The organism is Saprospiraceae bacterium (genome assembly GCA_016716185.1).
Classification (GTDB): Bacteria; Bacteroidota; Bacteroidia; order Chitinophagales; family Saprospiraceae; genus Vicinibacter.
On the sequence record JADJWV010000002.1, the window covers coordinates 1,468,160 to 1,491,852 of the forward strand.

At 40.9% G+C, this 23,693-nt stretch carries 25 protein-coding genes; 7 read left to right on the top strand and 18 right to left on the bottom strand.

The features are described 5' to 3' along the window. Position 1 precedes the first annotated feature (1 nt). Both IPM34_07620 and trxA read right to left on the bottom strand, forming a co-directional pair. Entirely contained in the window at positions 2-931 is a 930-nt protein-coding gene (locus IPM34_07620) for a DUF58 domain-containing protein (GenBank protein ID MBK8955406.1), read from the bottom strand. 52 nt (positions 932-983) lie between these two features. Then, entirely contained in the window at positions 984-1,301 is a 318-nt protein-coding gene (gene trxA / locus IPM34_07625) for a thioredoxin (GenBank protein MBK8955407.1), read from the bottom strand. Positions 1,302-1,380: 79 nt separating this feature from the next. Between trxA and IPM34_07630 the strand changes: the two genes are divergently transcribed. Continuing rightward, positions 1,381-2,421, top strand: coding sequence for a DUF3810 family protein (locus IPM34_07630; protein ID MBK8955408.1), 1,041 nt, complete (start codon positions 1,381-1,383; stop codon positions 2,419-2,421). Between the two features lie 62 nt (positions 2,422-2,483). On the opposite strand, the gene mqnB is transcribed toward IPM34_07630, so the two are convergent. Further along, entirely contained in the window at positions 2,484-3,158 is a 675-nt protein-coding gene (mqnB, locus tag IPM34_07635; GenBank protein MBK8955409.1) for a futalosine hydrolase, read from the bottom strand. A gap of 1 nt (position 3,159) precedes the next feature. Continuing rightward, positions 3,160-3,978: a hypothetical protein gene (locus tag IPM34_07640; protein ID MBK8955410.1), complete on the bottom strand. Its 819-nt coding sequence runs from the start codon at positions 3,976-3,978 to the stop codon at positions 3,160-3,162. Between the two features lie 175 nt (positions 3,979-4,153). Between IPM34_07640 and IPM34_07645 the strand changes: the two genes are divergently transcribed. Next, positions 4,154-5,698, top strand: coding sequence for a DUF853 family protein (locus IPM34_07645; GenBank protein MBK8955411.1), 1,545 nt, complete (start codon positions 4,154-4,156; stop codon positions 5,696-5,698). An 80-nt stretch (positions 5,699-5,778) separates the two neighbouring features. Here the strand turns inward: IPM34_07645 and IPM34_07650 are convergent, their stop codons facing one another. From IPM34_07650 to IPM34_07660, 3 genes are all read right to left on the bottom strand, one after another. Continuing rightward, positions 5,779-6,345 (bottom strand): DUF255 domain-containing protein, encoded by a 567-nt coding sequence (locus tag IPM34_07650; protein MBK8955412.1) that lies wholly within the window; start codon positions 6,343-6,345, stop codon positions 5,779-5,781. A 96-nt stretch (positions 6,346-6,441) separates the two neighbouring features. Beyond that, positions 6,442-7,455: a bifunctional diaminohydroxyphosphoribosylaminopyrimidine deaminase/5-amino-6-(5-phosphoribosylamino)uracil reductase RibD gene (ribD, locus tag IPM34_07655; protein ID MBK8955413.1), complete on the bottom strand. Its 1,014-nt coding sequence runs from the start codon at positions 7,453-7,455 to the stop codon at positions 6,442-6,444. A 655-nt stretch (positions 7,456-8,110) separates the two neighbouring features. After that, the gene (locus IPM34_07660; GenBank protein ID MBK8955414.1) at positions 8,111-9,004 is read right to left on the bottom strand and encodes a pirin family protein; all 894 of its coding nucleotides are present in this window, start codon (positions 9,002-9,004) and stop codon (positions 8,111-8,113) included. 123 nt (positions 9,005-9,127) lie between these two features. On the opposite strand from IPM34_07660, the gene IPM34_07665 reads away from it, so the two are divergent. Beyond that, on the top strand, positions 9,128-9,760 hold the full coding sequence (locus IPM34_07665) for an aquaporin (GenBank protein ID MBK8955415.1): 633 nt from the start codon (positions 9,128-9,130) through the stop codon (positions 9,758-9,760). A 56-nt stretch (positions 9,761-9,816) separates the two neighbouring features. On the opposite strand, the gene IPM34_07670 is transcribed toward IPM34_07665, so the two are convergent. Together IPM34_07670 and glmM are read right to left on the bottom strand one after the other, a co-directional pair. After that, the gene (locus IPM34_07670) at positions 9,817-10,959 is read right to left on the bottom strand and encodes a cysteine desulfurase (protein ID MBK8955416.1); all 1,143 of its coding nucleotides are present in this window, start codon (positions 10,957-10,959) and stop codon (positions 9,817-9,819) included. Positions 10,960-10,962: 3 nt separating this feature from the next. Then, a complete protein-coding gene (gene glmM, locus IPM34_07675) occupies positions 10,963-12,339 on the bottom strand; it encodes a phosphoglucosamine mutase (protein MBK8955417.1) in 1,377 nt (458 codons plus the stop codon). 68 nt (positions 12,340-12,407) lie between these two features. Between glmM and IPM34_07680 the strand changes: the two genes are divergently transcribed. Beyond that, positions 12,408-13,139, top strand: coding sequence for a class I SAM-dependent methyltransferase (locus IPM34_07680; protein MBK8955418.1), 732 nt, complete (start codon positions 12,408-12,410; stop codon positions 13,137-13,139). Positions 13,140-13,151: 12 nt separating this feature from the next. Beyond that, positions 13,152-13,736: a phosphatase PAP2 family protein gene (locus IPM34_07685; GenBank protein ID MBK8955419.1), complete on the top strand. Its 585-nt coding sequence runs from the start codon at positions 13,152-13,154 to the stop codon at positions 13,734-13,736. Between the two features lie 80 nt (positions 13,737-13,816). Here the strand turns inward: IPM34_07685 and IPM34_07690 are convergent, their stop codons facing one another. The 6 genes from IPM34_07690 to IPM34_07715 form a co-directional block, all read right to left on the bottom strand. After that, positions 13,817-13,999: a hypothetical protein gene (locus tag IPM34_07690; protein MBK8955420.1), complete on the bottom strand. Its 183-nt coding sequence runs from the start codon at positions 13,997-13,999 to the stop codon at positions 13,817-13,819. 68 nt (positions 14,000-14,067) lie between these two features. Beyond that, positions 14,068-15,039, bottom strand: a complete 972-nt coding sequence (locus IPM34_07695; protein ID MBK8955421.1) for an endonuclease/exonuclease/phosphatase — start codon at positions 15,037-15,039, stop codon at positions 14,068-14,070. 275 nt (positions 15,040-15,314) lie between these two features. Further along, positions 15,315-15,917: a GNAT family N-acetyltransferase gene (locus tag IPM34_07700; protein ID MBK8955422.1), complete on the bottom strand. Its 603-nt coding sequence runs from the start codon at positions 15,915-15,917 to the stop codon at positions 15,315-15,317. Positions 15,918-16,160: 243 nt separating this feature from the next. Beyond that, a complete protein-coding gene (locus IPM34_07705; GenBank protein MBK8955423.1) occupies positions 16,161-16,433 on the bottom strand; it encodes a hypothetical protein in 273 nt (90 codons plus the stop codon). 186 nt (positions 16,434-16,619) lie between these two features. Then, on the bottom strand, positions 16,620-17,678 hold the full coding sequence (locus IPM34_07710; GenBank protein MBK8955424.1) for a hypothetical protein: 1,059 nt from the start codon (positions 17,676-17,678) through the stop codon (positions 16,620-16,622). Positions 17,679-17,809: 131 nt separating this feature from the next. Beyond that, positions 17,810-18,100, bottom strand: coding sequence for a hypothetical protein (locus tag IPM34_07715; protein ID MBK8955425.1), 291 nt, complete (start codon positions 18,098-18,100; stop codon positions 17,810-17,812). 30 nt (positions 18,101-18,130) lie between these two features. Here IPM34_07715 and IPM34_07720 point away from each other — a divergent pair, with 30 nt between their 5' ends. Beyond that, the gene (locus IPM34_07720; protein MBK8955426.1) at positions 18,131-18,646 is read left to right on the top strand and encodes a hypothetical protein; all 516 of its coding nucleotides are present in this window, start codon (positions 18,131-18,133) and stop codon (positions 18,644-18,646) included. A gap of 220 nt (positions 18,647-18,866) precedes the next feature. Beyond that, positions 18,867-21,419 carry a type I DNA topoisomerase gene (gene topA / locus IPM34_07725; protein ID MBK8955427.1) on the top strand — a complete coding sequence of 851 codons (2,553 nt, stop codon included), beginning with the start codon at positions 18,867-18,869 and terminating at the stop codon, positions 21,417-21,419. A gap of 167 nt (positions 21,420-21,586) precedes the next feature. Here the strand turns inward: topA and IPM34_07730 are convergent, their stop codons facing one another. From IPM34_07730 to IPM34_07740, 3 genes are read right to left on the bottom strand one after another with little or no spacing between them, the layout of a single operon-like run. After that, entirely contained in the window at positions 21,587-22,243 is a 657-nt protein-coding gene (locus IPM34_07730; protein MBK8955428.1) for a hypothetical protein, read from the bottom strand. Beyond that, positions 22,240-23,376: a lipid-A-disaccharide synthase gene (lpxB, locus tag IPM34_07735; GenBank protein MBK8955429.1), complete on the bottom strand. Its 1,137-nt coding sequence runs from the start codon at positions 23,374-23,376 to the stop codon at positions 22,240-22,242. Before lpxB ends, IPM34_07730 begins: the two co-directional genes overlap by 4 nt. After that, positions 23,373-23,684 carry a hypothetical protein gene (locus IPM34_07740; protein ID MBK8955430.1) on the bottom strand — a complete coding sequence of 104 codons (312 nt, stop codon included), beginning with the start codon at positions 23,682-23,684 and terminating at the stop codon, positions 23,373-23,375. The genes lpxB and IPM34_07740 overlap by 4 nt, the downstream gene beginning before the upstream one ends. Between the last annotated feature and the right edge of the window lie 9 nt (positions 23,685-23,693).

Sequence of the window (23,693 nt, forward strand, 5' to 3'; positions counted from 1 at the left end):
CTTAAATATTCATTTTGCGACGTTTAACAAAAAAGGATTGCAAGATGTAATCGTATCCTTCATTGATATCAGCTTCGTGATAATCGATGCGGTATTGCAGGCATTTCGCTTTGATCTCAGCGTGGTAACGATGGATTTTTTCTGTATAGATCTCTTTGACCTGGTGGGCCTGCACCCGGATTTGTTCTCCGGTTTCCAGATCGACAAACTGATACGGTTTATTCTCGAATTCGAAATCGAGTTCGAGTTGTTTGTCCATGGTGTGGAAGAGAATCACTTCGTGTTTGTTGTATTTTAAATGTTGAAGTGCACTGAAGATCTCGTCCAGGTCCTGTTGTCTGTCAAACATATCGCTGAACAAAATGACTAACGATCGTTTGTGGATCTGGTCAGCAATCTGATGAAGTGCTGAAGCGGCATTCGTCGTTTTGTTTATGGCCTCTTCCAATATATACTTTTCGAGATAACTCAGCAGAAGCTGATAATGGCTCGTATTTGATTTGGCATGGGTGTGGATCCGGAGTTCACTGTCAAATATGGATAATCCAAATGCATCTCTTTGTCTTCTTAAAACATTCATCAAACAAGCCGCACCAAGTGCTGAAAATTTAATTTTATTTAAGATCAGACCATTTTTAAGAGCCGTGTCCGGAAAATACATCGACGAAGAAGCATCGATCACGATTTGGCAACGAAGATTGGTCTCTTCTTCAAACTTTTTCGAAAACATTTTGTCTGTTCTCGCAAACACCTTCCAGTCGATATCCTTCGTACTTTCTCCCTGATTGTACAAACGATGTTCGGCAAATTCGACGCTGAATCCGTGAAAAGGGGACTTGTGGAGGCCAATAATAAATCCTTCGACAACCTGATTTGCAAGTAAATCGAGGTGGTTAAAAGCCTGAACTGGAAATTGGTCGAAAAAACTCATAAAAAAACCCTTACCGGCAAAGATAAGGGCTCCATCTGACGCTTCTTGTATTTTAAAGTATGGACTCTAATTTTTGTTTCAGGGTTGCTTTAGAAGCCGCACCCACCTGTTTGTCAACGACCTGCCCATTTTTTATGAACAATATGGTAGGTATACTTCGCACGCTGAATTGCATGGAAACGGAAGGATTGTGGTCCACGTTGAGTTTTCCAATTTTTGCGCGGTCTCCATATTCGCCCGCGAGCTCTTCAATAACCGGTCCAACCAACCTGCAGGGTCCACACCATTCGGCCCAAAAATCAACGACAGCTACGCGGTCCTGAGCCATGGCCTCAGATTGAAAATTTGCGTCTGTAAATTCAAATGCCATTCTAATTTTGTTTTATTGCGGTTATAACAAAACAGTTCAGAAAATGGTTCATGGGAAGAAGTTGTCAAAAAACGAAAGAATGTTATTTGCTGGGGCATTACTTGTATTTGTAACTGCGCTATTGACCAAATATTTGTATAGTTATTTTGAAAATTCAGGAGGTTTTATTTTAAACTTTTATTTAAATCATTTTTTTTGGTGGTATAGGAAATCATGGGATTTCATTTTTGCCGGAAGCCCTGTTGCGCTGTCCTTAGTTTGGTTGACCTTTGTTTTATTGCTGATCCTCTATGGACTGTACCTAAAAATAGGGAATAAACTGAGCTGGTTACACCTGTTTCTTTCAACTTTTATCCTGATTTCCATACATTACATTTGGTTCTATTGGGCCTGGGGGTTCAACTACAATCGTCCCAATCCCTGGATCGTGTCAAAAGTCCCGGACTCTATTTTTTACAAAGAAATCAATGATCATCTGCTTTATTCCGGCAAGTTGAGAGCAACGCTCGATTTGGGATCATCCATTTTCGATAAAAGTATCCACGAACAAAAAATGCGAAAGGCTTTGCAGGATTATTTGACCGGGAATGGAATCAAAGCGGTTGGAAAGCCACGTTGCCGGTATCTTTATCCAGAAGGCTCCCTGCTTGTTTGGTCTACATCCGGAGTGTACGTTCCATTTACCGGAGAGAGTTTGCTGGATCCCGGACTCCATGTATTGGCACAGGCATTCACCATTCCTCATGAATTAGCGCATGCTTTTGGTGTCACCAATGAGGCAGTCTGTAATTTTCTGGCTTATAAAGTTTGTAGCCAAAGCGAAGATCCGCTGATCCGATATGCAGCAGCTTTCAACTACCTCAAATATTTGTTGGCAGATCTGCGCAGGAAGAATAACGAAATGTATCGCGAAGTTTATACAAAGTTGAATGCCTTACTCATTAAGGACCTTGCGGATGTGCGTAATAAACACGATCAGTATCCTGAGCTTTTTCCATCCTTCAGAGATTGGATATACGATTTTTACTTAAAGAAACACGGCATGCCCGAGGGTGAATTTACTTACAATCAAATGGTATCGTTGGTTATTGCTGACAAGAAAAAACAGTTCTCAAATTGAATATAACCATACATGAAAAACAAATGATAGTATTTAAGAATTTAAGAACCGGGTTCAAAAGATCAAGCCCATTTTTTTAAAAATTCAATAGCATAATTATTCAAATTCCGGATGGCCAGATCCGTGTTCCAGTTATTTTTATTTCGGGGTTCAACTAAATTTGATATGGCACGAATCGATAAAAAAGGCAGATCCAGCATCCTGCATGCATAGAATAATCCTACGCCTTCCATACTTTCGAGATCTGCATTGTATTTATTTTTTCTCAGTTCGATGCTGTGGTTCCATCCGCTGGCCGCATTTACTGTCAATCCGGAGCTTACCGGTAAATTGGAAGCAAATACAGACTGTTCATTCCGGATGACGCTCTCCTGAAATGGAAATCGGTCCGGTTGAATCAGATTTAATTCAAAGGAATCCAGAAAACTTCCGTCAGCCTCTTCTGCACCTAAATCTCCCCACCGCTCGCTAATGACTTCCCGGAGTTCACCAATTTCATAATGGGATTGGTAGCTGCCGGCGATGCCAAGGTGAATCATGAAATCGAGTTTTTGCATCGATTGAAATCTGGCCAATGCAAAAGCCATGGCAGTGCTTCCGATGCCGGTTACCAGGGGAAATACCAATTTATCTCCCTTTTGAAAATTCATCAGCGAGATGGAGTTCCATTGATCCATCAGGTAGTGAAGGGTTGGTTCGATTTCTTTTGTAGTAGCACTTACGATCCCAATATGCATATTAATTCTTTTTGATCAGGTAATCAATTCCCGAGTTTATACTGAGTCCCAGCAATGGATGATTTTCCATGGCCAGGCTGGATGCAAAATTATTTGAAAATGAATAAGAAATACCTGCACTTAACTGCGGCCCTGAAGTTTTAATTCCAACTGCAATTTGGATCCGCTCTGAAACCTGGTATTGTATTCCGGCCGAAGTGTAGAGTTCCGTAAAACCTTCTTTCGATAATTCTATTAAAAATTCAAGTCCTTTGTATATGCTGTAATTAATGCCGGCAGTAAAATAAAAAGGCAAACGGTTGCTTGTAGATTGTGCAATGACGAATGGGTTGGTGATCACACATCCCAGCAATAAATCAGGAAGAAGCATGGTCATGATGCCCCATTGAACATTGCCAACCCAACTGGAAGAAAAAGTACTTTGATTTTTTAAAATGCCATAAAAGCCCAATCCCATTTGAGTGTGAGGCCCCAATTGTCTGCCATAACTCCATTTCAGGAGGAATTCCCGATAATCTTTGCTTCCGTCCGCCGAAAATAGAAGCGATGTTCCGGAATTTTCATTGAGCTTAAATTGAACCAGGAGGTTTTCATTAGAAAGGCCTTTAACAAAATAGTAATTTTTTCCATAAAGGGATACAGAACTATGGCTGAGATTGCTAAGCAGTGCCGGATTTAATTCGCTGTGCGTGTTATTCCATTGGCAGATCCCTGTTCGTCCGCGGGCACTACTCGATGGATGTCTGCCTTCAGAAAGAATGCCAGGTTGCCCAGCAAGCGGCAAATAAATCATCAACAGAAAAACGAACTTTACAAACATAGTTGTAAAAATAGATCAGCCACATTTTTTACCCTTGATGCTTTTATTCAATAGCCGCGAAGGTTTTTTTAACCCCGACGATGATTTATTTAAGCTTGAATTAATCGAGGTTATAAATTGAAATTACCTGAGTCTGACGGCCAAAGGCTTTATCTTTATGAATTAATTCAAACTTATGTCAAAAGAGCAGTTTAAGGAGTCGATGTCAAAAGCGTATACATTCCAGACGCCTTCCATTTATTTGGGAGCAGGAATGTTTGATACCGATACGATTCCCGAAGTTGAGGTCTGTATTCCACTGAAAACCATGAACCGGCATGGTCTGATTGCAGGGGCAACGGGTACCGGGAAAACAAAAACATTGCAAGTCCTGGCCGAACAACTGTCTGCTCAGGGCGTTCCCAGTCTGTTGCTCGATATCAAAGGCGATTTAAGTGGAATTGCTCAGGCTGCCACAGAAAACCCTAAGATTAGTTCGAGGATGCAGCTGCTTGGAAAAGAATGGGCCCCGATCTTGAATTATGTGGAATTGCTTACCATTAGCGAACAACCCGGTACGAGGCTTCGTGCGACGGTTTCAGAGTTCGGACCTGTATTGTTTTCGAAAATACTTGGGTTGAACGACACTCAGCAAGGTGTTTTGTCCATGATCTTTAAATTTTGTGACGATAACGGATTACTCCTGCTTGATCTGGAGGATTTAAAAAAAGTCATTCAATTTGTTAGCGACGATGGAAAAAAAGCAATCGAAGCGGAGTTTGGTTCATTTTCATCGGTAAGCACGGGCACTATTTTACGCAAAGTCATCGAACTCGAGCAACAAGGTGCATCGTTGTTTTTTGGAGAGCGCTCTTTTGAAGTGGAGGATCTTGTACGTCGCGATAAGCATGGCAGGGGAGTGATCAGCATACTTCGCGTTGTGGATATTCAGGATAAACCAAAATTCTTCAGCAGCTTTTTGTTGCAAATTCTTGCAGAACTGTACGCAAAATTTCCAGAGGCAGGTGACCTGGAAAAACCAAAGTTGGTGCTGTTTTTTGACGAAGCGCATTTATTGTTTGAAGAAGCCACTTCTGCGCTTCTTGATCAGATTGAAACCGTTATAAAATTAATTCGTTCCAAAGGGATTGGCGTATATTTTATCACTCAAAATCCAGTTGATATTCCAGAAACTGTGCTCTCCCAATTGGGTCTGAAAATTCAACATGCTCTAAGAGCCTTTACAGCAAAGGACCGAAAAGCCATAAAAATGGCTGCTGAAAATTATCCGGAAACAGATTTTTATAAAGTCGATCAAAAAATTACGGAACTTGGAATTGGTGAAGCATTTTTTACAGCGCTTAATGAAAAAGGAATTCCAACGCCTCTGGTTCATGTGATGTTACGTGCACCTCAGTCGAGAATGGATATTCTGACCGAACAGGAAATTCAATCTCTGGTGAATGAATCAGAGATCGCTGAATTTTATAATAAAGTAATGGATAGAGAAAGTGCAGCAGAAATTCTGGCAGAGAAATATCAGGAAGCTGAAGATCAACAAATGCAGGAAGAAGAAACCCGCGCCCCTCGTCGTGGGAAAAGTACACTGGAAAAAGTATTCGACAGCACGGTGACCCGGCAAGTTGGAAGAACTGTAGCACGGGAGCTTACACGTGGGTTATTGGGAATGTTCGGAATCAAAACTACTGCAACTCGCAGAAGGACTAAATCGTGGTTTTAGCTGGATTGTAAGAAGCGTTTTACTTGAGTTGTACTGAATAAGGGAACTCAGATGATTTGACTGAATGTAATGAAGATCAATCAGGGTTTCTTGGGAAGTGGTTCAGGCTTAAATTTTTCCACAAAACTTTCATAGGGAGTTGTCTTGTAATGATTGCCACCAAAGAAATTTGCAAGAATCTCGAAAGTTTCAGCATCCTGATATCCCGGAAAAGGTTGAATGGTATTGAAGTCTTCATCCATAAACACAAAAGTCGGATATTTCAATCTGCCATTTGTTATTTCTATGGCCAATTGATGAATTCCCCTCTTGCCATTTTCCATAAATTTATATACTCTTGATTTGAACTGAATGTCTTCTTTATATTCAGCATTAAATCTTACAGCATAATATTTTTTATTGATGTAATGAACCACTCTTGGGTCTTGAAATGTAGAAGCTTCCATTCGTTTGCACCAGCCACACCAGTCGGTATAAATATCGACGAGGACTTTACGCTTTTCTTTTCTCATTAAGGCCTGTACCTGATTCCAGTCAACCCATTTGATCTGGTCCTGAGCCCACAAGGAGGAAGAAAAGCAGCTTGTAAATAAAATGAAAATGCCAGCAGGGATTGAGTTTTTAAATAGCCTGTGAACGATCTTCATAATTGAATCCATAAAAATAAACAACAAAGTAACGATGTACTAACTGATTTACCAAGGTATTAGATTTCCAGTCTGCTCACTTTAAGTGAATTTTAACTAAGAAGGCCTATTTTTGCGTATGATACGTATTATATCGGAATCTAATATGATCTCTTTTTCCAGTTGTCCTCTCACAGAAGGGGCACTGAGACCACCCCCGATTTTAAGACTTTGATTGGTAATTACCCGGGCTTCGTCCCAAAGTCCTGTATTTATAAAATTTTGAATGGTCCTGGCCCCGCCTTCCACCAGAAGAATGCCGATTCCTTTTCTCCAAAGCTCATTTAAAATTTGAGGCAATTGTGGAGAAGGTTCTTCGCAGATTTCATTCAGCATATAAGCTGGCGAATGTTCAGCGAAAAATTTATAGTTTTTCTTTTCTTCAACGGCAATATTTCCAAGTAAGAATCGGACAGGGTTTTTACCAGGCCACAACCGGGTTGTCAGTTCGGGATTATCTATGTGGAGTGTGTTTCTTCCTATAAGGATTCCGTCAGTTTCGTGTCTCCATTTATGAACCAGCATGTCGGTATAAGGATTCGATATTTTTGTTCGACCGCCAATGGCCATATACCAATCGGAGCTTTGTGCAAATTTCAAGATTACATAAGGCCTCTGTTCTGTCTGATTGATATGAAAAGATTTGATGAGTTCAATCCCTGAATCCTGCATAATTGGACCGTGAATACGGACCCCGTTTTCTTTTAGCCAGCTTAAGCTTTGTCCCGACATTTTTGGATTTGGATCCGTAGTAGAGTAATACAGATCCCGGATTCCTTCTTGTACAATTCGAAGTGTGCAGGGTGGGGTCTTGCCATGATGGTTGCAGGGTTCAAGACTCACGAATAAAGTAGAATTTGCAATGAGATGCCGGTTTTCCGGTGCTACAGATTCAATGGCATTAACCTCAGCATGAGGACTTCCATAAGCCCGATGATATCCTTCTCCGATAATTCTGTGATCGCAAACCAGCACAGCACCTACAAGTGGATTTGGAGAGACTTTTCCTAAGCCTTTTTTGGCCAGAAAAAAACAATGTTGCATATAGAGTTCCGCTTCCGTAGGACTCATTTTTCAGAATTCGGATTTACTTCTTGTTGCGTAAAGATAAGGTATGGAGGAGAAACATTTCGATAGGAAGGCTTAAGGCAAAATGTATAAATGGCTAAGGAAAACAAGGAGTCTTAACTAAAGCTTCTGCGATATACTTGCCTGGTCGAATAAGTTTTGCAATAATTTTAAAAGAGATTTTCATTCATGCTGTTGCCTGATCTGTGTCATTTGCGTCATCCTCGCCTGAACGACTTGAATTTTACAAACAATAAACTAATCACTTTAGTCGGGCAGTTGCGGGAAATATTCCGGACATGCTTTTGTGTACGAACACTGTACTAATTAGACAAAGAATTGAATTCAGTTAAAGAAAGTATTCTTCAAACTATGGAACCTGAAATGGTAGTTCCCGCAGATGACGCAGATCGCGCAGATTAAAATGCCAGATCTATCAGCTACAGAGCTTATAAATTGTCCTGGTCAGGAGTCAGGAGTCAGAAGTCAGGAGTCAGGAGTTGTCAGTAGGTAATTGCAACAACCAGCAACTAACAACCAACAACCAACAAACTAACAAACTAACAACCAACAACTAACAACCAACAACCAACAACTAACAACTAACTACTAACAACCAGCAACCAACAACCAACAACCAATCTGTATTATCGATATTCTACGCTTTCATCGGTACTTCCATCAATAGAATTTCTGCTCCCTGACTTTGGGATGCAATTTCAATGGAATGCGTGCCCCAGATTCCAAGTCCGTCGCGCGAATTCAGATGGATGTTATCAATTTTAAAATCTCCGTGAATGACGAATGCATATATGCCATTTCCATTTTTTTTGAGTGCGTAACGGGTCTTGAGGCCCTTGTCGAATTTGCCGATGTGAAACCATGCATCCTGATGAATCCACACACCAGGATCATTGGGATTGGGCGACAGGATTTGTTGCAGTTTATTTTGGCGATCGCTCAGTTTTAAAGTGAGTTGATCGTAACGCGGTTTGAGATTTTTCTTGTTGGGAAAAACCCAGATCTGTAGGAACTTGACCAGCCGGTCTTTGTTTTTGTTGTACTCGCTGTGTTGGATGCCCGTTCCCGCGCTCATGACCTGGACATCTCCATTTTTAATGACCGCTACATTGCCCATGCTGTCCTTGTGTTCGAGGTCTCCATCCAGCGGAATGCTGATGATCTCCATGTTGTCGTGCGGATGTGTTGGGAATCCCATCCCAGCCTGGACCGTATCGTCGTTGAGGACACGCAGCACTCCAAAATGCATGCGTTCGGGGTTGTAATAGTTGGCAAAACTAAACGTGTGATAGCTGTTAAGCCATCCATGGTTGGCGTTGCCACGGGTATTGGCTTTATGTAAAACAGTGCTGGCCATAATTTTGGATTGGGTGTTGGGTATATGATTGAAACCAAGGTCTGAAGGATTGTGGATGGGTTCTAAGCTGTGCAATTCATCAATCTCGTTGATCAGCGTTCCTGCCTGAGAAACACCGGTAACAAATATTCCGGTACCCAGTAATCCGTTTTTTATAAATTCCTTTCTGTCCATATTTTTATTTTGTTAAACAAGCTTTGATGCGTATGGTTTTTAATTCTCTGAAGATTCTTATATGCAATAAATTTAACATATCTTCACGGTTGAGATTTATTTTTTTTAAAACAGGGATAGGGTATGAAACTAAATAAATTACTGGTAGAATGTATGGGTACTTTCTTTCTGGTACTGATCATAAACATAAGTGCCCTGGGAACGCAAACTTCGATGGTTCCTTGGGTAATGGGACTTACTTTGGCTGCCATGACCTATGCAGGTGGCCATATTTCAGGAGCACATTTCAATCCTGCTGTTACGATTGCAGTTTTCATCAGAGGGAAATGCAGTGCTGCAGATGTACCTTCCTATATTTTTGCCCAATTGCTTGGAGCTGCTGTGGCTGCTTTGGCAGCAGGCGTTTTTTTTACGGGCAAAGTTGGTCAGGGAATGGATCTGTCTGTTACGGCATTGCAGGCCGTGTTCTCCGAAATCTTAGGCACATTCGCCATGACCTGGGTGTTTTTGAATGTGGCCAGCTCGAAAGACACGATTGGCAATTCCTACTATGGGCTGGCAATTGGAATGGTGGTCGCCGCACTGGCACTTGTATTTGGCCCCCTGTCGGGTGGTGCATTTAATCCCGCCATCGCACTGAGTTATGGCATCAATAATATTTCAGGATTCAATAATTTCTGGATCTATCTTGTGGGGGAAACCATAGGAGCCATTGCCGCCGCCTATGTTTTTCTGCTGACCAATGGAAAGGACTAACAATCGTTAGTTTTAAATTCCACGCACAAAAGATTACATTCCATTGCATTATTTTTTCAGAGTTTACCTCTGAGGCATTTGGCGATGATTTCAAGAGCGGAGTCGATTTCTTCATCCGTATTGAAGTGTGCAAAGGAAAAACGCACCGCTTTCCCTTTATGATCCGGCCTGATGGTCGAAATGACATGGGATCCTTTTTCTGTGCCCGAACTGCAGGCAGAGCCGGCCGAAACACTCAAGCCTTCGATATCAAACAGGATGTTCATCAATTCATTTCCTTCAAACCAGGGAAATTGCACATTCGCTATTTTCGGAGAACAATGATCGGGGGGAGAATTCAACTGGGCTCCGGGTACCACATTCATGATTCCGTTGACAAACCTTTGTTTTAAGTGTGCGAGTTGTACCAAACGGCTTTCCAAATGTTCGTTGCAATAGTTCAGCGCAAAACTCATGCATCCGATTCCGTAAATGTTTTCGGTGCCGGCCCTCATATTGCGTTCCTGCGAACCCCCGTGGATTAAAGGTTGTAGAATATGGCGGCCGTTTATATACACAAAGGCACAACCTTTCGGAGCATAGAATTTGTGTGCAGACCCACTGAGGAAATCTATGGAAACTTCATTCAGATCGTATTTGTTAAAACCAAGTCCCTGCACCGTATCGCTGTGGAACAACGCATCGTATTGTTTGCAAAGTTGGGAAATTGCGGATAAGTCGATTTGGGTTCCAATTTCATTATTGACATGCATCAGCGAAACCAGTGTTTTTCCATTGGAATTTTTGAGCAGGCTTTCGAGCTGATCCAATTGAATCCGTCCGTGCGCATCCACATCCAGAAAAACAATTTCAGCAAGTTTATTTTTCTGAAGCCACTCGAAGCATTGCAAATTACAGGAATGTTCGATGCGGGTGCTGATGATTCTTTGAACTCCAAGTGAACCTACGGCACCTTTTAGAATGAGATTATTGGATTCACTGCCCGAAGCCGTAAAAAAAATTTCCGAGGGATTGGCTCCCACGTTTTTTGCAATGGTCTTTCGCGATTCTTCAATAAAACTCCTGGACGCCCGTCCTTCAGCGTGTGTCGACGATGGATTTCCATAGTACTTTCCGGTGATTTCCATCAGGTAATTTCTCACTTCCGGAAGAAGTGGCGTAGTGGCTGCATGGTCCAGGTAATAACGAGGTTTCGACATGTTTCAGGACTTGAATAAGTTGATCAATTGTTTTAAGTTTTCGACATAGGCCAGGGCCTCATTTGCTGTTTTGGCTTCGCTGTAAATGCGGATTATCGGCTCCGTGTTCGATTTGCGGATGTGCAGCCAGCCCTCTTCAAAATCAATTTTCATTCCGTCTTCCAAATTGATAGAAGCACCTGAATATTTTTCCGATAGAAAAGGGATCAGTTCTTTAAAATTGACTTTCTCATCCAGGACCAGTTTATCCTTTTGCATCTTATAACTGGTATACGATTTTTTAAGCATGGATAGGCTGCAATTCTTTGAACATAGATTGGTCAGGATTAAAGCTATGCCGATGAGTGCATCTCTACCATAGTGGAGGTCGGGTAAAATGATGCCACCGTTTCCTTCTCCTCCTATGACGGCATCGACCTCTTTCATTTTTTTGACGACGTGCACTTCGCCCACGGCTGAAGCAAAATAATTTCCTCCTTTGGAGATCGTTAAGTCGCGCAGGGCGCGCGAGCTGGATAAATTCGAAACTGTGTTTCCGGGCCTTTTGTCTAAGACATAATCTGCAACGGCTACGAGGGAGTATTCTTCACCAAAATAATTTCCTTGTTCATCGATCAGTGCCAGTCGATCGACATCGGGGTCGACAGCAACGCCGAGATCAAAGCCTGTTTGGGTCAGGGACATGAGCTCTGATAAATGTTCTTCCAGCGGTTCGGGATTGTGTGCAAATTCGCCAAAGGAATTCGCATTCAGCAATTTGTATTCAATGTTCAGGGCATCGAAAAGAACGGGTAGGGCAAGTGCCCCCGTTGAATTTATGCAGTCTGCTGAGATTTTAAATTTTCTCTCGCGAATGGCTTCTGTAGCGACTAAAGGGTGATTGATAATGGCTTCAACATGATTTTGCAGACTGTCTGATTTTGTAATGCTTTGACCGAGCTGGTCAACAGTCGGGTACTTTTCAATGTCCATATCGATTTGAGACCGTATCCAGTTTCCAACCTCTTCCGATATAAATTCACCTTGGTTATTCAGGAGTTTTAAAGCATTCCATTCCTTTGGATTGTGACTGGCGCTCAGCATAATCCCTCCGTCTGCTCTGGTTTGAATAACATCCATTTCCAGCGTGGGAGTTGTACTGTAACCCGTCTGAATGACATCTATTCCCATAGACAACAAATAGCCTTCAGCCAAAGCGTTCAGCATTTCACCGCTCAGCCTGCCATCGCGACCCAGGACAACTTTTGGGCGGGGGTTCTTTTGCAGTAGCAACCGGCTGTAAGCCCCTAAATATGCAATTATTTTTTGCGGACTCAAATTAGTGGCGGGATCCCCTCCGACCGTACCTCTAATCCCGGAAACTGAGCTGATTATAGCCATGCGACCATCATTAAACTGCAAATGTATTAATTTCGACCCTAATATGATTTCCATATCCACCGGCACACATGAGAAAAGATTGGTTTGAAGATTGGTTTGAGACCGACTATTACAAATTGCTATACCGGCAAAGAGATGCCCGGGAAGCCAGCCAATTTGCAGATCGGTTGGTCAGGTATTTAAATCTGCCGCAAGGAGCGTACATTTTGGATGTAGGTTGTGGTAGAGGAAGGTATGCACGAGCATTTGCACAATTGGGTTACGATGTTACAGGAATAGACATTTCTTTTAAAAAGACAGAAGATAATGTACGGCATGCAAATAATCATTTGCATTTTTACCGGCATGATATGCGCAGAATATTCAGAGTCAATTATTTCGATGCGGTATTAAATCTATTTACCAGTTTTGGATATTTTGACTCCATGAGCGATGAGAAAAACGCTGCCAAATGTATGGCCCTTAATCTTAAAACCGGTGGATTTCTGGTTATCGATTATTTAAATCCGGAACACATCAAACAGCATTTTAAAGCACAGGAAACAGTAATTCGGGAAGGGATAACTTTTCATATACGCAAATCTTTAAATTGCGATAACATTTGTAAAGAAATTGAAATCAGCGATGGTGACCAACGATTTCATTTTAAAGAACAGGTCAGGTTGTTCGGATTGGAAGATTTGATTCAACTTTTTAAACCTTTTCGATTGCAATTACAGCATGTATTTGGGAATTATAGATTGGAGTCCTTTGAAAACGAATCTTCGGAGAGGATCATACTCATTTTTCGAAAACAATAAATTTGACTTTCGATGGAATGGATCAATCAGTGGGATCATGAATTTTTTCTGTGGATTCAGACGCATGTAAGAAATCCCGGATTGGATTATTGGCTGGTGTTGTTTAGAGATAAGCACACTTGGATACCTCTTTACATTTTTTTATTGTCGTATTTGTTTTTTAACGAGGGCAGAAAAACCTGGATTGTCTTGCTGCTAAGTATCCTATTAATTACTGTAACAGATCAGTTGAATAGTAATGTAATCAAAAAACTTGTAAAGAGAGAAAGGCCGTGTAACGAAGCATATTTTAAGGACAGTTACAATGCTGCTATTGACTGCAGCGGAGGCTATAGTTTTCCTTCTTCTCATGCAACCAACCATATGGGGCTGGCGGTTTTGCTAATATTTTGGTTTCAAAGAGGGATCTGGAGGTGGTTATTGTTGGGCTGGGCCTTTCTGATTGGATTTTCACAAATCTATGTAGGTGTACATTTTCCTTTGGATGTCGTGGCTGGCTTTGTCGAAGGGGCTCTTGTGGCAGGTATCTTGTTTGGTGTTTACTTGTGGCTCGGAAATCACATAAGCACGAAAGCCAAAAAACAAGAGCTTACCTGATCATCTTCATTTGTTGGTGTGCACAACGCCAAAAATATGCAATCGGACTGTTTGGTTTGATGTTTGGTTTGAGTTAAAATTTAATTGGGATTTACCAACAAAGGCACCAGAACAAAAATCGCCAGCAAGGTCATCGATTTGCTACACCTCGGAGTGAAGGATCCGGACACGGTCTGTTTTTCATAAACAAAAAAAGCGGGGACGATCGCCAAGTCCGGAAAGATCGCATAACTCAGGATTGCAAATATTTTAACAGATATCATGCAGTCAGATAAAAAATGTAATCTTTTGATGTTGAAGAAAATCCTCGGAAAACTAAATGTTTCCGATGTCAGGATGTTTCCAAATCTATAGAAATTGGAAAGTGGTCGCTAAAGCCTGAATCATTGATGGGTTTTCCCATGCCTCCAAAAGCTATGGGTGATGGATAATCGCCTGGTTTGACCATGACCGGGAAGTTGTTGATCCGTGCGGAATCTGCTTTTACCCGGATGGGCGATGTCGCATGAAGGAGATTGGAGTTTATCAGAAATTGGTCTAACATGTTGGGGAGATTTTCAAAAAAGAAAGACCCGGAACCTTGTTCCATCAACGACCACATCATGTTCAGGAAATAGGGATTTCGGCCATTGGCGACTTTGTTTTTGCTTCGCAATGCGAGGGCATGATCCACGATGGATTTATTGAAAGGCTCGTCATTAAAATCTCCCATCGCGATCACGGGAGTTTCTCTTCCGTGAACATCGAGAATACGCTGATGAAAATAGGCTAAGGTTTCACCTGCAATTTGGCGATATCCTTCTGATTCATATTGTCCGCCGCTGCGCGAGGGCCAGTGGTTGACAATCACAACAAGTCTTTGGTTGTTTGCAGTGGAGAGAAAGTTGACCTGGAGAATGTCTCTGGTTGCAGTTCTCCGCATCACGAAATGATTAAACACCATATCTGGCTCAATTGAGAATTGAGATGAGTCATACAGGATGGCCACATCAATGCCCCTCTGGTCAGCAGTATCCGCATGAACGATCTTATAATTCCGGTTCAGCGGACTCAAAGCATCCACGAGCAAGCCGAGCACATGTGCGTTCTCAATTTCACATACGCCCAAGATATCGGGACCCAATCCATTGTTGAGTTGTTGGATGATCGATGATAATTGCCCTATTTTCAGATCGAGCTGCACTTGAGTCCAGCCCTCAAGATCTGATCCAATGGCTCTTTCCAGTTTTTCGGATCTTCTCGGCGAGTGTTCCACGTCGAACAGGTTCTCTAAATTCCAAAAGGAAATGTTGTACGTATTCATTTGTATTTTCAGATGGAGGTGAATGAAGACTCGGATGGACTGCCCGAAGGCGGGAAGACGCATGGATTCGTATGACCGTGTTTTTTTCTGTTATTTTTTTCGCAACTGCATTTTAAACGGCTCATTGATGCGTAGAATTTGGGTTCGAATAGAAGTTGAAGCAAGTCTCCGTAAATATAATACTTTCCGTGCGGAATGTGCTGATCCTCTCAGCTAAACTTTTCGGAGTAAAATGCTGTGAGAAAGGTGGGTTTGTCCGCGATCACGAAGATCTTTTAAAATTGAGGTTTGCGTATTTTTGAAACCAGATTCGCCTTGATGTCCCGATACCATTCATCTTTAAGAATGCTCAGACAAATGCTATCTCTCCGTTGGCCTTCCGGTGTGGGCAGATGATTTCTGAAAACACCCTCCACTACGCAACCTATACTTTTCATTGCCCGGATACTCCTTTCGTTTCTGGAATCGGCCCTGAACTCCACGCGTTCCATGCCCAATACTTCAAATGCGTATTCCAACAGGAGTAGTTTGCAATTTTTGTTAAGCGGGCTTCCCTGAAATTTCTTTCCATACCAGGTGTATCCCAACTGTAAGTATTGATAGGGCAGTTGAATATCATAATAGCGGGTGCTTCCGGCATATTCCCGGCTTTGTTTATCGAAGACAATAAAGGGATATTCCTTCTCCTGCAATCGTGCATCTACTGCCATTTTAATATACCTGGATAAATCATCGACGCTTTGAATTTGGATCAGACTGAATTTCCATATTTCAGGTTCGTTTATGGCGAAATGCTGCAAATGATTTAAATCATCCAGCTGCAGGGGACGCAATAATACAGCCTCGTTTTCCAGCACAATCTCCCGATTGAAATTCATATTATAAAATGATGAAGCATAGGTTTTTAATTTTATTACATAAGCAACGCATTGGCCAGATTTATAGTGTAAATGTCAAACAACATTTAATTAGAATTACCACTGTTGTAGCTGACATAATTTTTTCAAAAAAAACACATAGGCTGCATTCTGGCCCTAGAGCTATGATCTGCTGTAACTTCACGCTGTTCGGCGATAGAAGTTTAATGTGGGGTATAAGATTGTTTATCCGGTCCAATCCACTTAAAACTGCTTGTTCAAATTGTGGTATTCAATTTTTTCCATATAAGGAAAGTAAGGCAAAGCTTCAATAAGTTCCTTTGTCTTTATTTCGTCGACATTTTGAAATATTAGAACCGCGTCCTTTTTTGAGACGGAAATAAAAAAACTCTCCAAAATGTTCTCTTCTTTCCATTGATTTACGAATTCCATTTCCCTCTTTGGCAATTCGGGATTTGATTTAATGGTAGAAATGCCACTGTCCGAAAGTGTAATTAAAACTAAAATTCTATGCATAGTATTTATTGATCATGATCTATTTTTATTTCAACGGAGCTTTCGCAACTGATTGCTAAAGGTACTAGTTTAATTGTCATGCTTAATTGGGTCATGAGTTTTATTTTCTTTAGCTATTCCTTCCCATTTGTATAGCTGCGGAATATATCTTCCCTTATCAACTACATAGCAACTATCTTTAATCTCTTACTTCAATTTATTCCTGTTGGCCTCTATGGCATTTATCAAATCCTGAATTTTATCAATAAAATCTTCTCTGGTTATTCTTTTTAGGTCGACTGATAAGCGACTTAATTGAGCATCTACCTGATTTCCGAAATCTAAGAATTGCATTTCTATGGCCTGTAGCATTGCTTTGATGCGCAGGGCATCCAGGTCATTTGGACGGGTATAAGGGTTGTTGGCTATTTTCTGAATTTGTTTGGAAAGGCATTCCATGCTGTTCAAAAAGGGAGTAACGAACGGAGCAGGGTTGTCTAAGCGATAAGTACTTAAGAAGTCATAGATTTCGTTGAATTCACTGTTATGATTACAATTTTCAAGCTGGTTTGTAAGCTGAGTCTCCCAGTTTGGAATTGATTTAATTTTGACCCAGGCGGCATCAACGACAGACTTTTCATTTAAGGGTCTCGTGTAATACAGGATCTTAATGACTTCACTTTGGCTCTGAATTTTTTCTATGGTTTGTTGAACAAAATAGTCCTGTTCGCTTTTTTGGGGCGATGTCAAAGACTTTAGAAAACCAAAATTAAAGTACAGGTACAATGAAGCGCCTATGAAAACATTGAACAGGACCAGAAATTTAAAAGTCAATCCGGAAGAGGTGGAAAAATCTTTGGAAAAGATCCAAAGTGCAAAGGGGATTATCGTAAGTAGTGGAACCCAAATATAGGCTGTATAAGCCATAAAGTTTTTTGGATTTAAAGTGGAATCATATTGATAAGTTGACCAATCGAGCTTCACCATCGCTGCAGAAAATGCAGCATAGATGATCGCAAGCAGCCCCAGAAACAAAGCACAATTTCTAATCGTCGGATGGTCTGAAATCCATTGGAATGCGCCTTCCTTATTTAATTTTAGTGTCAGGACGATGCTTAACGAAGTGTAAGCAAGAAATAAAATTCCGTGCAGGATATAAGGTACAGCAGTATGGCCGATGGTGCCGTTGTTTTTCAGTGAATTGGCAATCACAGAAATCACATATACAGATACCAAAATAAAAAAAGTCGTCTTCGAAGTCATCATCATTCAGTAATTAGTAGTCGGTAATTAGCAATTGGTGTTGGCTTTCAATTTACAATTCATTATTCTCAATACATTATATTAATACTGCCAGCTGTGAATTGCTCATTGAAAACTTGTTAACTTCATGGAGGTCAACTACCATTTAAATCCATTCCCAAGCCAAACAAATATCCCATGACTAAACCAATCATCAAAGGTATGAGGATTAATAGCAACATGAGGCGATAATACCAGCCTGGTATATTGGAACGCTCCAGATATTCAGTAATCAGACTGATTAGTAAGATGGATAAACTTACTGCAGGCACCACCAAGGTTAAAAAAAAGGCAACATACTCATGAACTAACCAGAGCACCCCATACGTTATCGTCAGGATTCCTGCAACAATCCAGCTGTTGAACCTGGTTGATGTAGATTTCATAGGATCTGCCATTAAAATTGCTTTAAAATAATGAGTTTATTAAAAATTTCATGCTTGGGGGTATGTTTCTTGTCTTTGCATCTGAGTGCACAAAATACGGAAGAAGAAGTACTCAGAATCTATAATGAACGCATCCGGAAAGAACGCATCAACGATGTCTATATTCCTAAAAACATCGCAGAGGCTATGACCGAGCTGGATCGGCTCACCGAAGATGCCATAGCGAAAAAGCTCATCTCTTCTCCGGAAGATACCGTTGCCAGCAAATTGCACTTCAGCCTCGGCCGATGGATGCAAATACATTGGGGACTCGGCGATGGAAGCCGCCTTATGGAGCATCTTAAAAGCAAGGGACTCAGTTTTCCCGATGATATGATGGATTTACTTATTCGTTGCTGGTACAGGCATTTGAGTGGAAAAGAATTAGATGCTGAACAGCTGATCGAACAATATAAGAACAAAAGAAAAATGGAGCATATCGAACGGATGAGGAGATCAAGCCAACGACCTGTCGAAAAACCACAAGAGGAAGAACACCGCGAGTGATGGCCTCTTAAAGGCATATTTTAAAGTTCGAGCTTTTTTCAATCAAGCCAGGCTAATTAATATAGCATACATATTGAAAATCAATGTAATATGTAATTCTTGGATAGTTTATTCGATCAATCAAATCCGGATTCCAATAAGTCGCCATTCCGGAAAATGCAGTGGGTTATTAAAAAAAATATAGCTTTGCCCGAAATTTATCAGAAAATAAAGACACTGAATGGCAAATAAACTGCTGATTGTTGAGTCACCCGCTAAAGCAAAAACAATTGAGAAATTCCTCGGTAAGGACTTTAAAGTTAAATCGAGTTATGGTCACATCCGCGACCTGGAAAAAGGCACAAAAGGTGTAGATATCCAGAATAAATTCCAGCCGAATTACATCATTTCTCCTGAAAAACAGAAAGTTGTTAAAGAATTAAAGGATTGGGCTGCTAAAGTTGATGAGATCTGGCTCGCAACGGACGAAGACCGTGAAGGGGAGGCAATTAGCTGGCATTTATGCGAAGTTCTTGGTCTGGACCCAAAGCTTGTCAAGAGAATCGTTTTTCACGAGATCACAAAAACCGCTATTCAAAAAGCGGTACAACAACCCCGAATGGTTGACTTGCACCTGGTCAATGCCCAGCAAGCCCGCAGGGTATTGGATCGATTGGTTGGATTCGAACTCAGTGAAATTCTTTGGCGAAAAGTTCGCAATAAATTATCTGCGGGCCGGGTGCAATCTGTTGCAGTAAAGCTGGTTGTTGATCGCGAAAGAGAAATCAACGAATTTAATCAGGAAGCTTATTTTAAAACGGATGGCTGGTTTCTTAAGTCTGACAAAACCAGTACCCAAGTAAAAGCAACTTTAGATTATAAATTTAAACAGCAACAGGAAGCTGAGAAGTTTTTGCAGAGTTGTGTGAATTCAATATTTAAAGTTGAAAAGGTTGAAGTAAAACCTTTGAAGAGAAATCCTGCTCCTCCGTTTACGACTTCAACTTTGCAACAGGAAGCCAGCAGAAAACTCGGATTTGGTGTTAACCGCACCATGTCTGCTGCGCAAAAATTATACGAGGCAGGATGGATCACATACATGAGAACAGATTCAACCAACCTCAGTGAAACAGCTTTGTCTGAAATGGCAAAGGAGATTGAAAAACAATTTGGAAAAAAATATCGTCACACCAGACAGTACAAAACAAAAAATGCCTCAGCTCAGGAAGCGCATGAAGCCATTCGGCCGAGTTATATGGACTTAAAAACAGCCGGTGAAGATTCAGATCAACAACGTTTGTACGAATTGATATGGAAAAGAGCTATGGCATCCCAAATGGCCGCAGCCGAATTGGAAAAGACACAAGTCGACATTTCTATATCCAATGTTGCTGCTCATAAATTTGTAGCAACCGGTGAAGTTTTATTATTCGATGGATTTTTAAAACTTTACCTCGAATCCAGCGATGAAGAAGATGAAGATCAGGCATCCATTTTACCTCCACTTAAACAAGGCGATATTTTAAATTATCAAAAAATTCTCGTTCAGGAAAGATTCAGCCGTCCTCCGGCAAGGTACACGGAAGCAAGTCTCGTGAAGAAATTGGAGGAATTGGGCATAGGAAGGCCTTCTACTTATGCTCCTACGATCAGTAAGATCATGGAAGAAAATCGAGGCTATGTAGTAAAAGAAAGTAGACCGGGCACGGAAAGATTTTACCAGACCTTAATGCTTGTTGATGGAAAATTGACGAGCAAAAAGGAATCGGAGATGACCGGTGCCAGTAAAAATCATTTGTATCCTACAGACATTGGTGCCATTGTTTGCGATTATCTGGCAGAGCATTTTCCGACGATCATCAATTATGGCTTTACCGCAGAAATTGAAAAGGAATTTGACGACATCGCTGAGGGCAAAATCGATTGGGTTCATATGATCGACGAATTTTATTGGCCATTTCACAAAAATGTCGATGTGGTGATGGAGCAGGGCGAACGCGCAAAAGGGCGAAGAGATCTCGGCATTGATCCGGTAACAGGAAGAAAAGTCTTGGTCCAACTCACCCGCTTCGGACCTGTTGTTCAATTGGGTGATCGCGACGAATTAAAAGAAGACGAAAAGCCTTTATTTGCAAATCTTCGTCCGGGCCAGAGTATGGAAACGATCACCTACCAGGAGGCCATGGACTTGTTCAAACTTCCGAGAATTCTGGGAACCTACAAAGAACAAGAGGTGCTTGTAGGTGCTGGCCGTTTCGGCCCGTATGTAAAATACAACGAGCAATTTATTTCCATTCCTAAAGAATTGGATCCACTTGAAATCAAATTAGAACAAGCCATAGAGCTTATTTCACAAAAACAGATTGAAGATGCTCCGATTGGTTATCATAAAGAATTGCCAGTCACTAAAGGGAAAGGAAGATTCGGACCATTTGTTAAATGGAATGGTCTGTTCGTGAATATCCCTAGACGTATTGATTTTGATAAACTAACAATTGATCAGGCGATACCCTTAATTGATGCCAAAGAAGACAAGGAAGCCAATCGCTTCATCCACAAATTCGATGAATTAAAAATGACCGTTGAAAACGGTCGTTGGGGTCCATTTATTAAATTTGGTAAAAAGCTTATCAACATTCCAAAAAAGAATGGCGAAAGAGTTACTTCGGAAATGGCATCCAAAATGAGTGTCGAAGATTTTAAATCCATCGTCGAAGAAGTTGTTCCCAATGCGTTCGACAAACTCAATAAGAAAAAAGCACCTGCAAAGAAAGCGAAAAGATCGAAGGGGTAAGGCCCTTAGCTGGATTGGCTGAAGGGGAAAGAGGAAAAGGAAGTTGTTAGATCTATCAACTAACATCTATCAACTAACATCCATCAACTAACATCCATCAACAGACATCCACCAACTAACATCCATCAACAGACATCCACCAACTAACATCTATCAACTAACATCCATCATCCACCATTCCATTCTCCTTCCAGCAATTTGGTCGCTTCAGAAGATCTCGCCAGAAATAATTCCGTCAACATCATTCCCAGATTTTTAAATGATGCCAATTGAGTTCCTGGAATCACTTTTTTGTGTTGGTAGAGGATAAAATAAAAATGCATGCCCTCCATGCTCAATTTGTATTGGTTTGAAAGCAGGTAAAGAATGTCCGGGGAAAAATAATATCGGATTACCGATTCATATTCTCCTTTGAGGTGGTACTTGTCTGAATATTCGGGGAATTTTTCAAAATCAATATCTTCCATGCCTAAAAATGCCAGCAGCTTTTCCAGGAAATTTTCGGGCTTTTGGTAAAACTGAGGCAAGGTTAGTGACCTTGAATTTGCAAAGTAAACGGTTTGTCTGAATAATGCACTTGAATTGCCGGTGCTGATGACATATTCATAGTCGAATATTTGATGCTGTATGTTATTTTGAGTTTGCTTAATTAGATTTAAAGCCTTACGGCTGTGGCCATATTTGAAAAGTTTAAAGTGCTTTAATTGCTCCAGATCCCCTGGATCCCCTTTTTTCTCATATCCCCATTGAAAGTCAACAGAGATTTGTTGCATTTCAGATTTTCGTTTCTCCCGGTTCCAACGTAATTTATCAATTAAACTCATGTTTTGGACTTATAATCATTCAAACATTGAAATAGATCTTTTGCAATTTCAGAATAGCAATTTTTTTCAAAGAGTAGATTTTTTAGCTTGCGAAGTTCTTGTTTTACTAAAATTCTATGTGGCCCTTTTTTTAAAAGCTGTATTTCCGAACGGATCCGGACCGGGTTACAATCCGCTTGGATCAATTCTTCTATAATTTTTCGGCCCATAATGAGATTGGCAAGTGCTATGAATTTTACTTTGACCAGTTTTCGTGCAATCCAATAAGATACGGTATTTCCTTTATAACAAACTACTTCCGGTATTTCAAATAAAGCAGTCTCGAGACTGGCTGTTCCGGAAGTTGCAATGGCGAGCCTGGTGTTGCGAAGCAACGCATACATGTCATCAAATACAACAGTATAATTTACGCCTTTTGATGTAAGTATGGATTGGTACAGTTCGCGGTGGCTTTCCATGCCGGCGATTACAATTTGGTATTTGCACTCTTCTTTTACAGCATCGAGGTAAATGGGTAGCAATAATTTTATTTCCTGGTTTCTGCTTCCTGGTATAATCGCGAGAATAGATTGATTGGAAAGATTCCACCTGGTCCGAAACTCAGATCCACTCTCAAATTGATGTATGCGTTCCATCAAAGGGTGTCCATGATATGCTGTAGGTATGTTAAATTTTGTGAAGTATTCAATTTCAAATGGAAGAATAACAAAAAGTTTTTGCACGCATTTTTGCAGGATTTTAATTCTCGATTCTTTCCATGCCCAGATCTGCGGCGCTATAAAATAATACACGGGAATGTTGTGTTTATGTGCCCATTCTGCCATTCTTAAATTAAATCCGGGATAATCGACGAGTATGATTGCATCCGGCTTGAAGTTTAAGATCGATGATTTGGTGATTTTGAATAATTTTAAAATAAAGGGAAGATTCTTAATGACTTCCACAAAACCCATAAAATTAGTTTGCTCATAGTGTACTTCAATTTCCATTCCTGCACTTTCGAGCGTTTTTCCTCCCCAGCCTTTCACTTGAATTTGCGGATTTAATTCTTTTAGTGCCCGAATCAACATTCCGGCATGTAGATCTCCCGATGCTTCCCCTGCGATTAAATAAATTTTATAAACGGTATTCATCCTAACAGATCCAATCCAAAATAGTACATCCACAAAGCTACATAGATCAGGGTAGGGAAAATAAGCCCCCGCATTGCAAATAACATATACCTTTTGTTAAAAAACTGCATGGGGATTACATTGCATACCAATGCCAACAGCGCCACCGTGCGCTCACGGAATGTGGGCGAGAGTCCTACAGGGTTGAATATTTCCCAATGGTCGAGCTGATCGTACAAGCTCAATAGAATTCCATAGGCCGTGAAAGGAACCAGAAATCCTACGACTAAGCCCAACCAGATTTTATTGTATTTGTAAATGGGATCCATGATAAGCAA

Excerpts from the sequence above, each read along its gene's own strand:
- IPM34_07620 (MBK8955406.1), bottom strand. The coding sequence starts at position 931 with ATGAGTTTTTTCGACCAATTTCCAGTTCAGGCTTTTAACCACCTCGAT.
- trxA (MBK8955407.1), bottom strand. The coding sequence starts at position 1,301 with ATGGCATTTGAATTTACAGACGCAAATTTTCAATCTGAGGCCATGGCT.
- IPM34_07630 (MBK8955408.1), top strand. The coding sequence starts at position 1,381 with ATGTTATTTGCTGGGGCATTACTTGTATTTGTAACTGCGCTATTGACC.
- mqnB (MBK8955409.1), bottom strand. The coding sequence starts at position 3,158 with ATGCATATTGGGATCGTAAGTGCTACTACAAAAGAAATCGAACCAACC.
- IPM34_07640 (MBK8955410.1), bottom strand. The coding sequence starts at position 3,978 with ATGTTTGTAAAGTTCGTTTTTCTGTTGATGATTTATTTGCCGCTTGCT.
- IPM34_07645 (MBK8955411.1), top strand. The coding sequence starts at position 4,154 with ATGTCAAAAGAGCAGTTTAAGGAGTCGATGTCAAAAGCGTATACATTC.
- IPM34_07650 (MBK8955412.1), bottom strand. The coding sequence starts at position 6,345 with ATGAAGATCGTTCACAGGCTATTTAAAAACTCAATCCCTGCTGGCATT.
- ribD (MBK8955413.1), bottom strand. The coding sequence starts at position 7,455 with ATGAGTCCTACGGAAGCGGAACTCTATATGCAACATTGTTTTTTTCTG.
- IPM34_07660 (MBK8955414.1), bottom strand. The coding sequence starts at position 9,004 with ATGGACAGAAAGGAATTTATAAAAAACGGATTACTGGGTACCGGAATA.
- IPM34_07665 (MBK8955415.1), top strand. The coding sequence starts at position 9,128 with ATGAAACTAAATAAATTACTGGTAGAATGTATGGGTACTTTCTTTCTG.
- IPM34_07670 (MBK8955416.1), bottom strand. The coding sequence starts at position 10,959 with ATGTCGAAACCTCGTTATTACCTGGACCATGCAGCCACTACGCCACTT.
- glmM (MBK8955417.1), bottom strand. The coding sequence starts at position 12,339 with ATGGCTATAATCAGCTCAGTTTCCGGGATTAGAGGTACGGTCGGAGGG.
- IPM34_07680 (MBK8955418.1), top strand. The coding sequence starts at position 12,408 with ATGAGAAAAGATTGGTTTGAAGATTGGTTTGAGACCGACTATTACAAA.
- IPM34_07685 (MBK8955419.1), top strand. The coding sequence starts at position 13,152 with ATGGAATGGATCAATCAGTGGGATCATGAATTTTTTCTGTGGATTCAG.
- IPM34_07690 (MBK8955420.1), bottom strand. The coding sequence starts at position 13,999 with ATGATATCTGTTAAAATATTTGCAATCCTGAGTTATGCGATCTTTCCG.
- IPM34_07695 (MBK8955421.1), bottom strand. The coding sequence starts at position 15,039 with ATGAATACGTACAACATTTCCTTTTGGAATTTAGAGAACCTGTTCGAC.
- IPM34_07700 (MBK8955422.1), bottom strand. The coding sequence starts at position 15,917 with ATGAATTTCAATCGGGAGATTGTGCTGGAAAACGAGGCTGTATTATTG.
- IPM34_07705 (MBK8955423.1), bottom strand. The coding sequence starts at position 16,433 with ATGCATAGAATTTTAGTTTTAATTACACTTTCGGACAGTGGCATTTCT.
- IPM34_07710 (MBK8955424.1), bottom strand. The coding sequence starts at position 17,678 with ATGATGACTTCGAAGACGACTTTTTTTATTTTGGTATCTGTATATGTG.
- IPM34_07715 (MBK8955425.1), bottom strand. The coding sequence starts at position 18,100 with ATGAAATCTACATCAACCAGGTTCAACAGCTGGATTGTTGCAGGAATC.
- IPM34_07720 (MBK8955426.1), top strand. The coding sequence starts at position 18,131 with ATGAGTTTATTAAAAATTTCATGCTTGGGGGTATGTTTCTTGTCTTTG.
- topA (MBK8955427.1), top strand. The coding sequence starts at position 18,867 with ATGGCAAATAAACTGCTGATTGTTGAGTCACCCGCTAAAGCAAAAACA.
- IPM34_07730 (MBK8955428.1), bottom strand. The coding sequence starts at position 22,243 with ATGAGTTTAATTGATAAATTACGTTGGAACCGGGAGAAACGAAAATCT.
- lpxB (MBK8955429.1), bottom strand. The coding sequence starts at position 23,376 with ATGAATACCGTTTATAAAATTTATTTAATCGCAGGGGAAGCATCGGGA.
- IPM34_07740 (MBK8955430.1), bottom strand. The coding sequence starts at position 23,684 with ATGGATCCCATTTACAAATACAATAAAATCTGGTTGGGCTTAGTCGTA.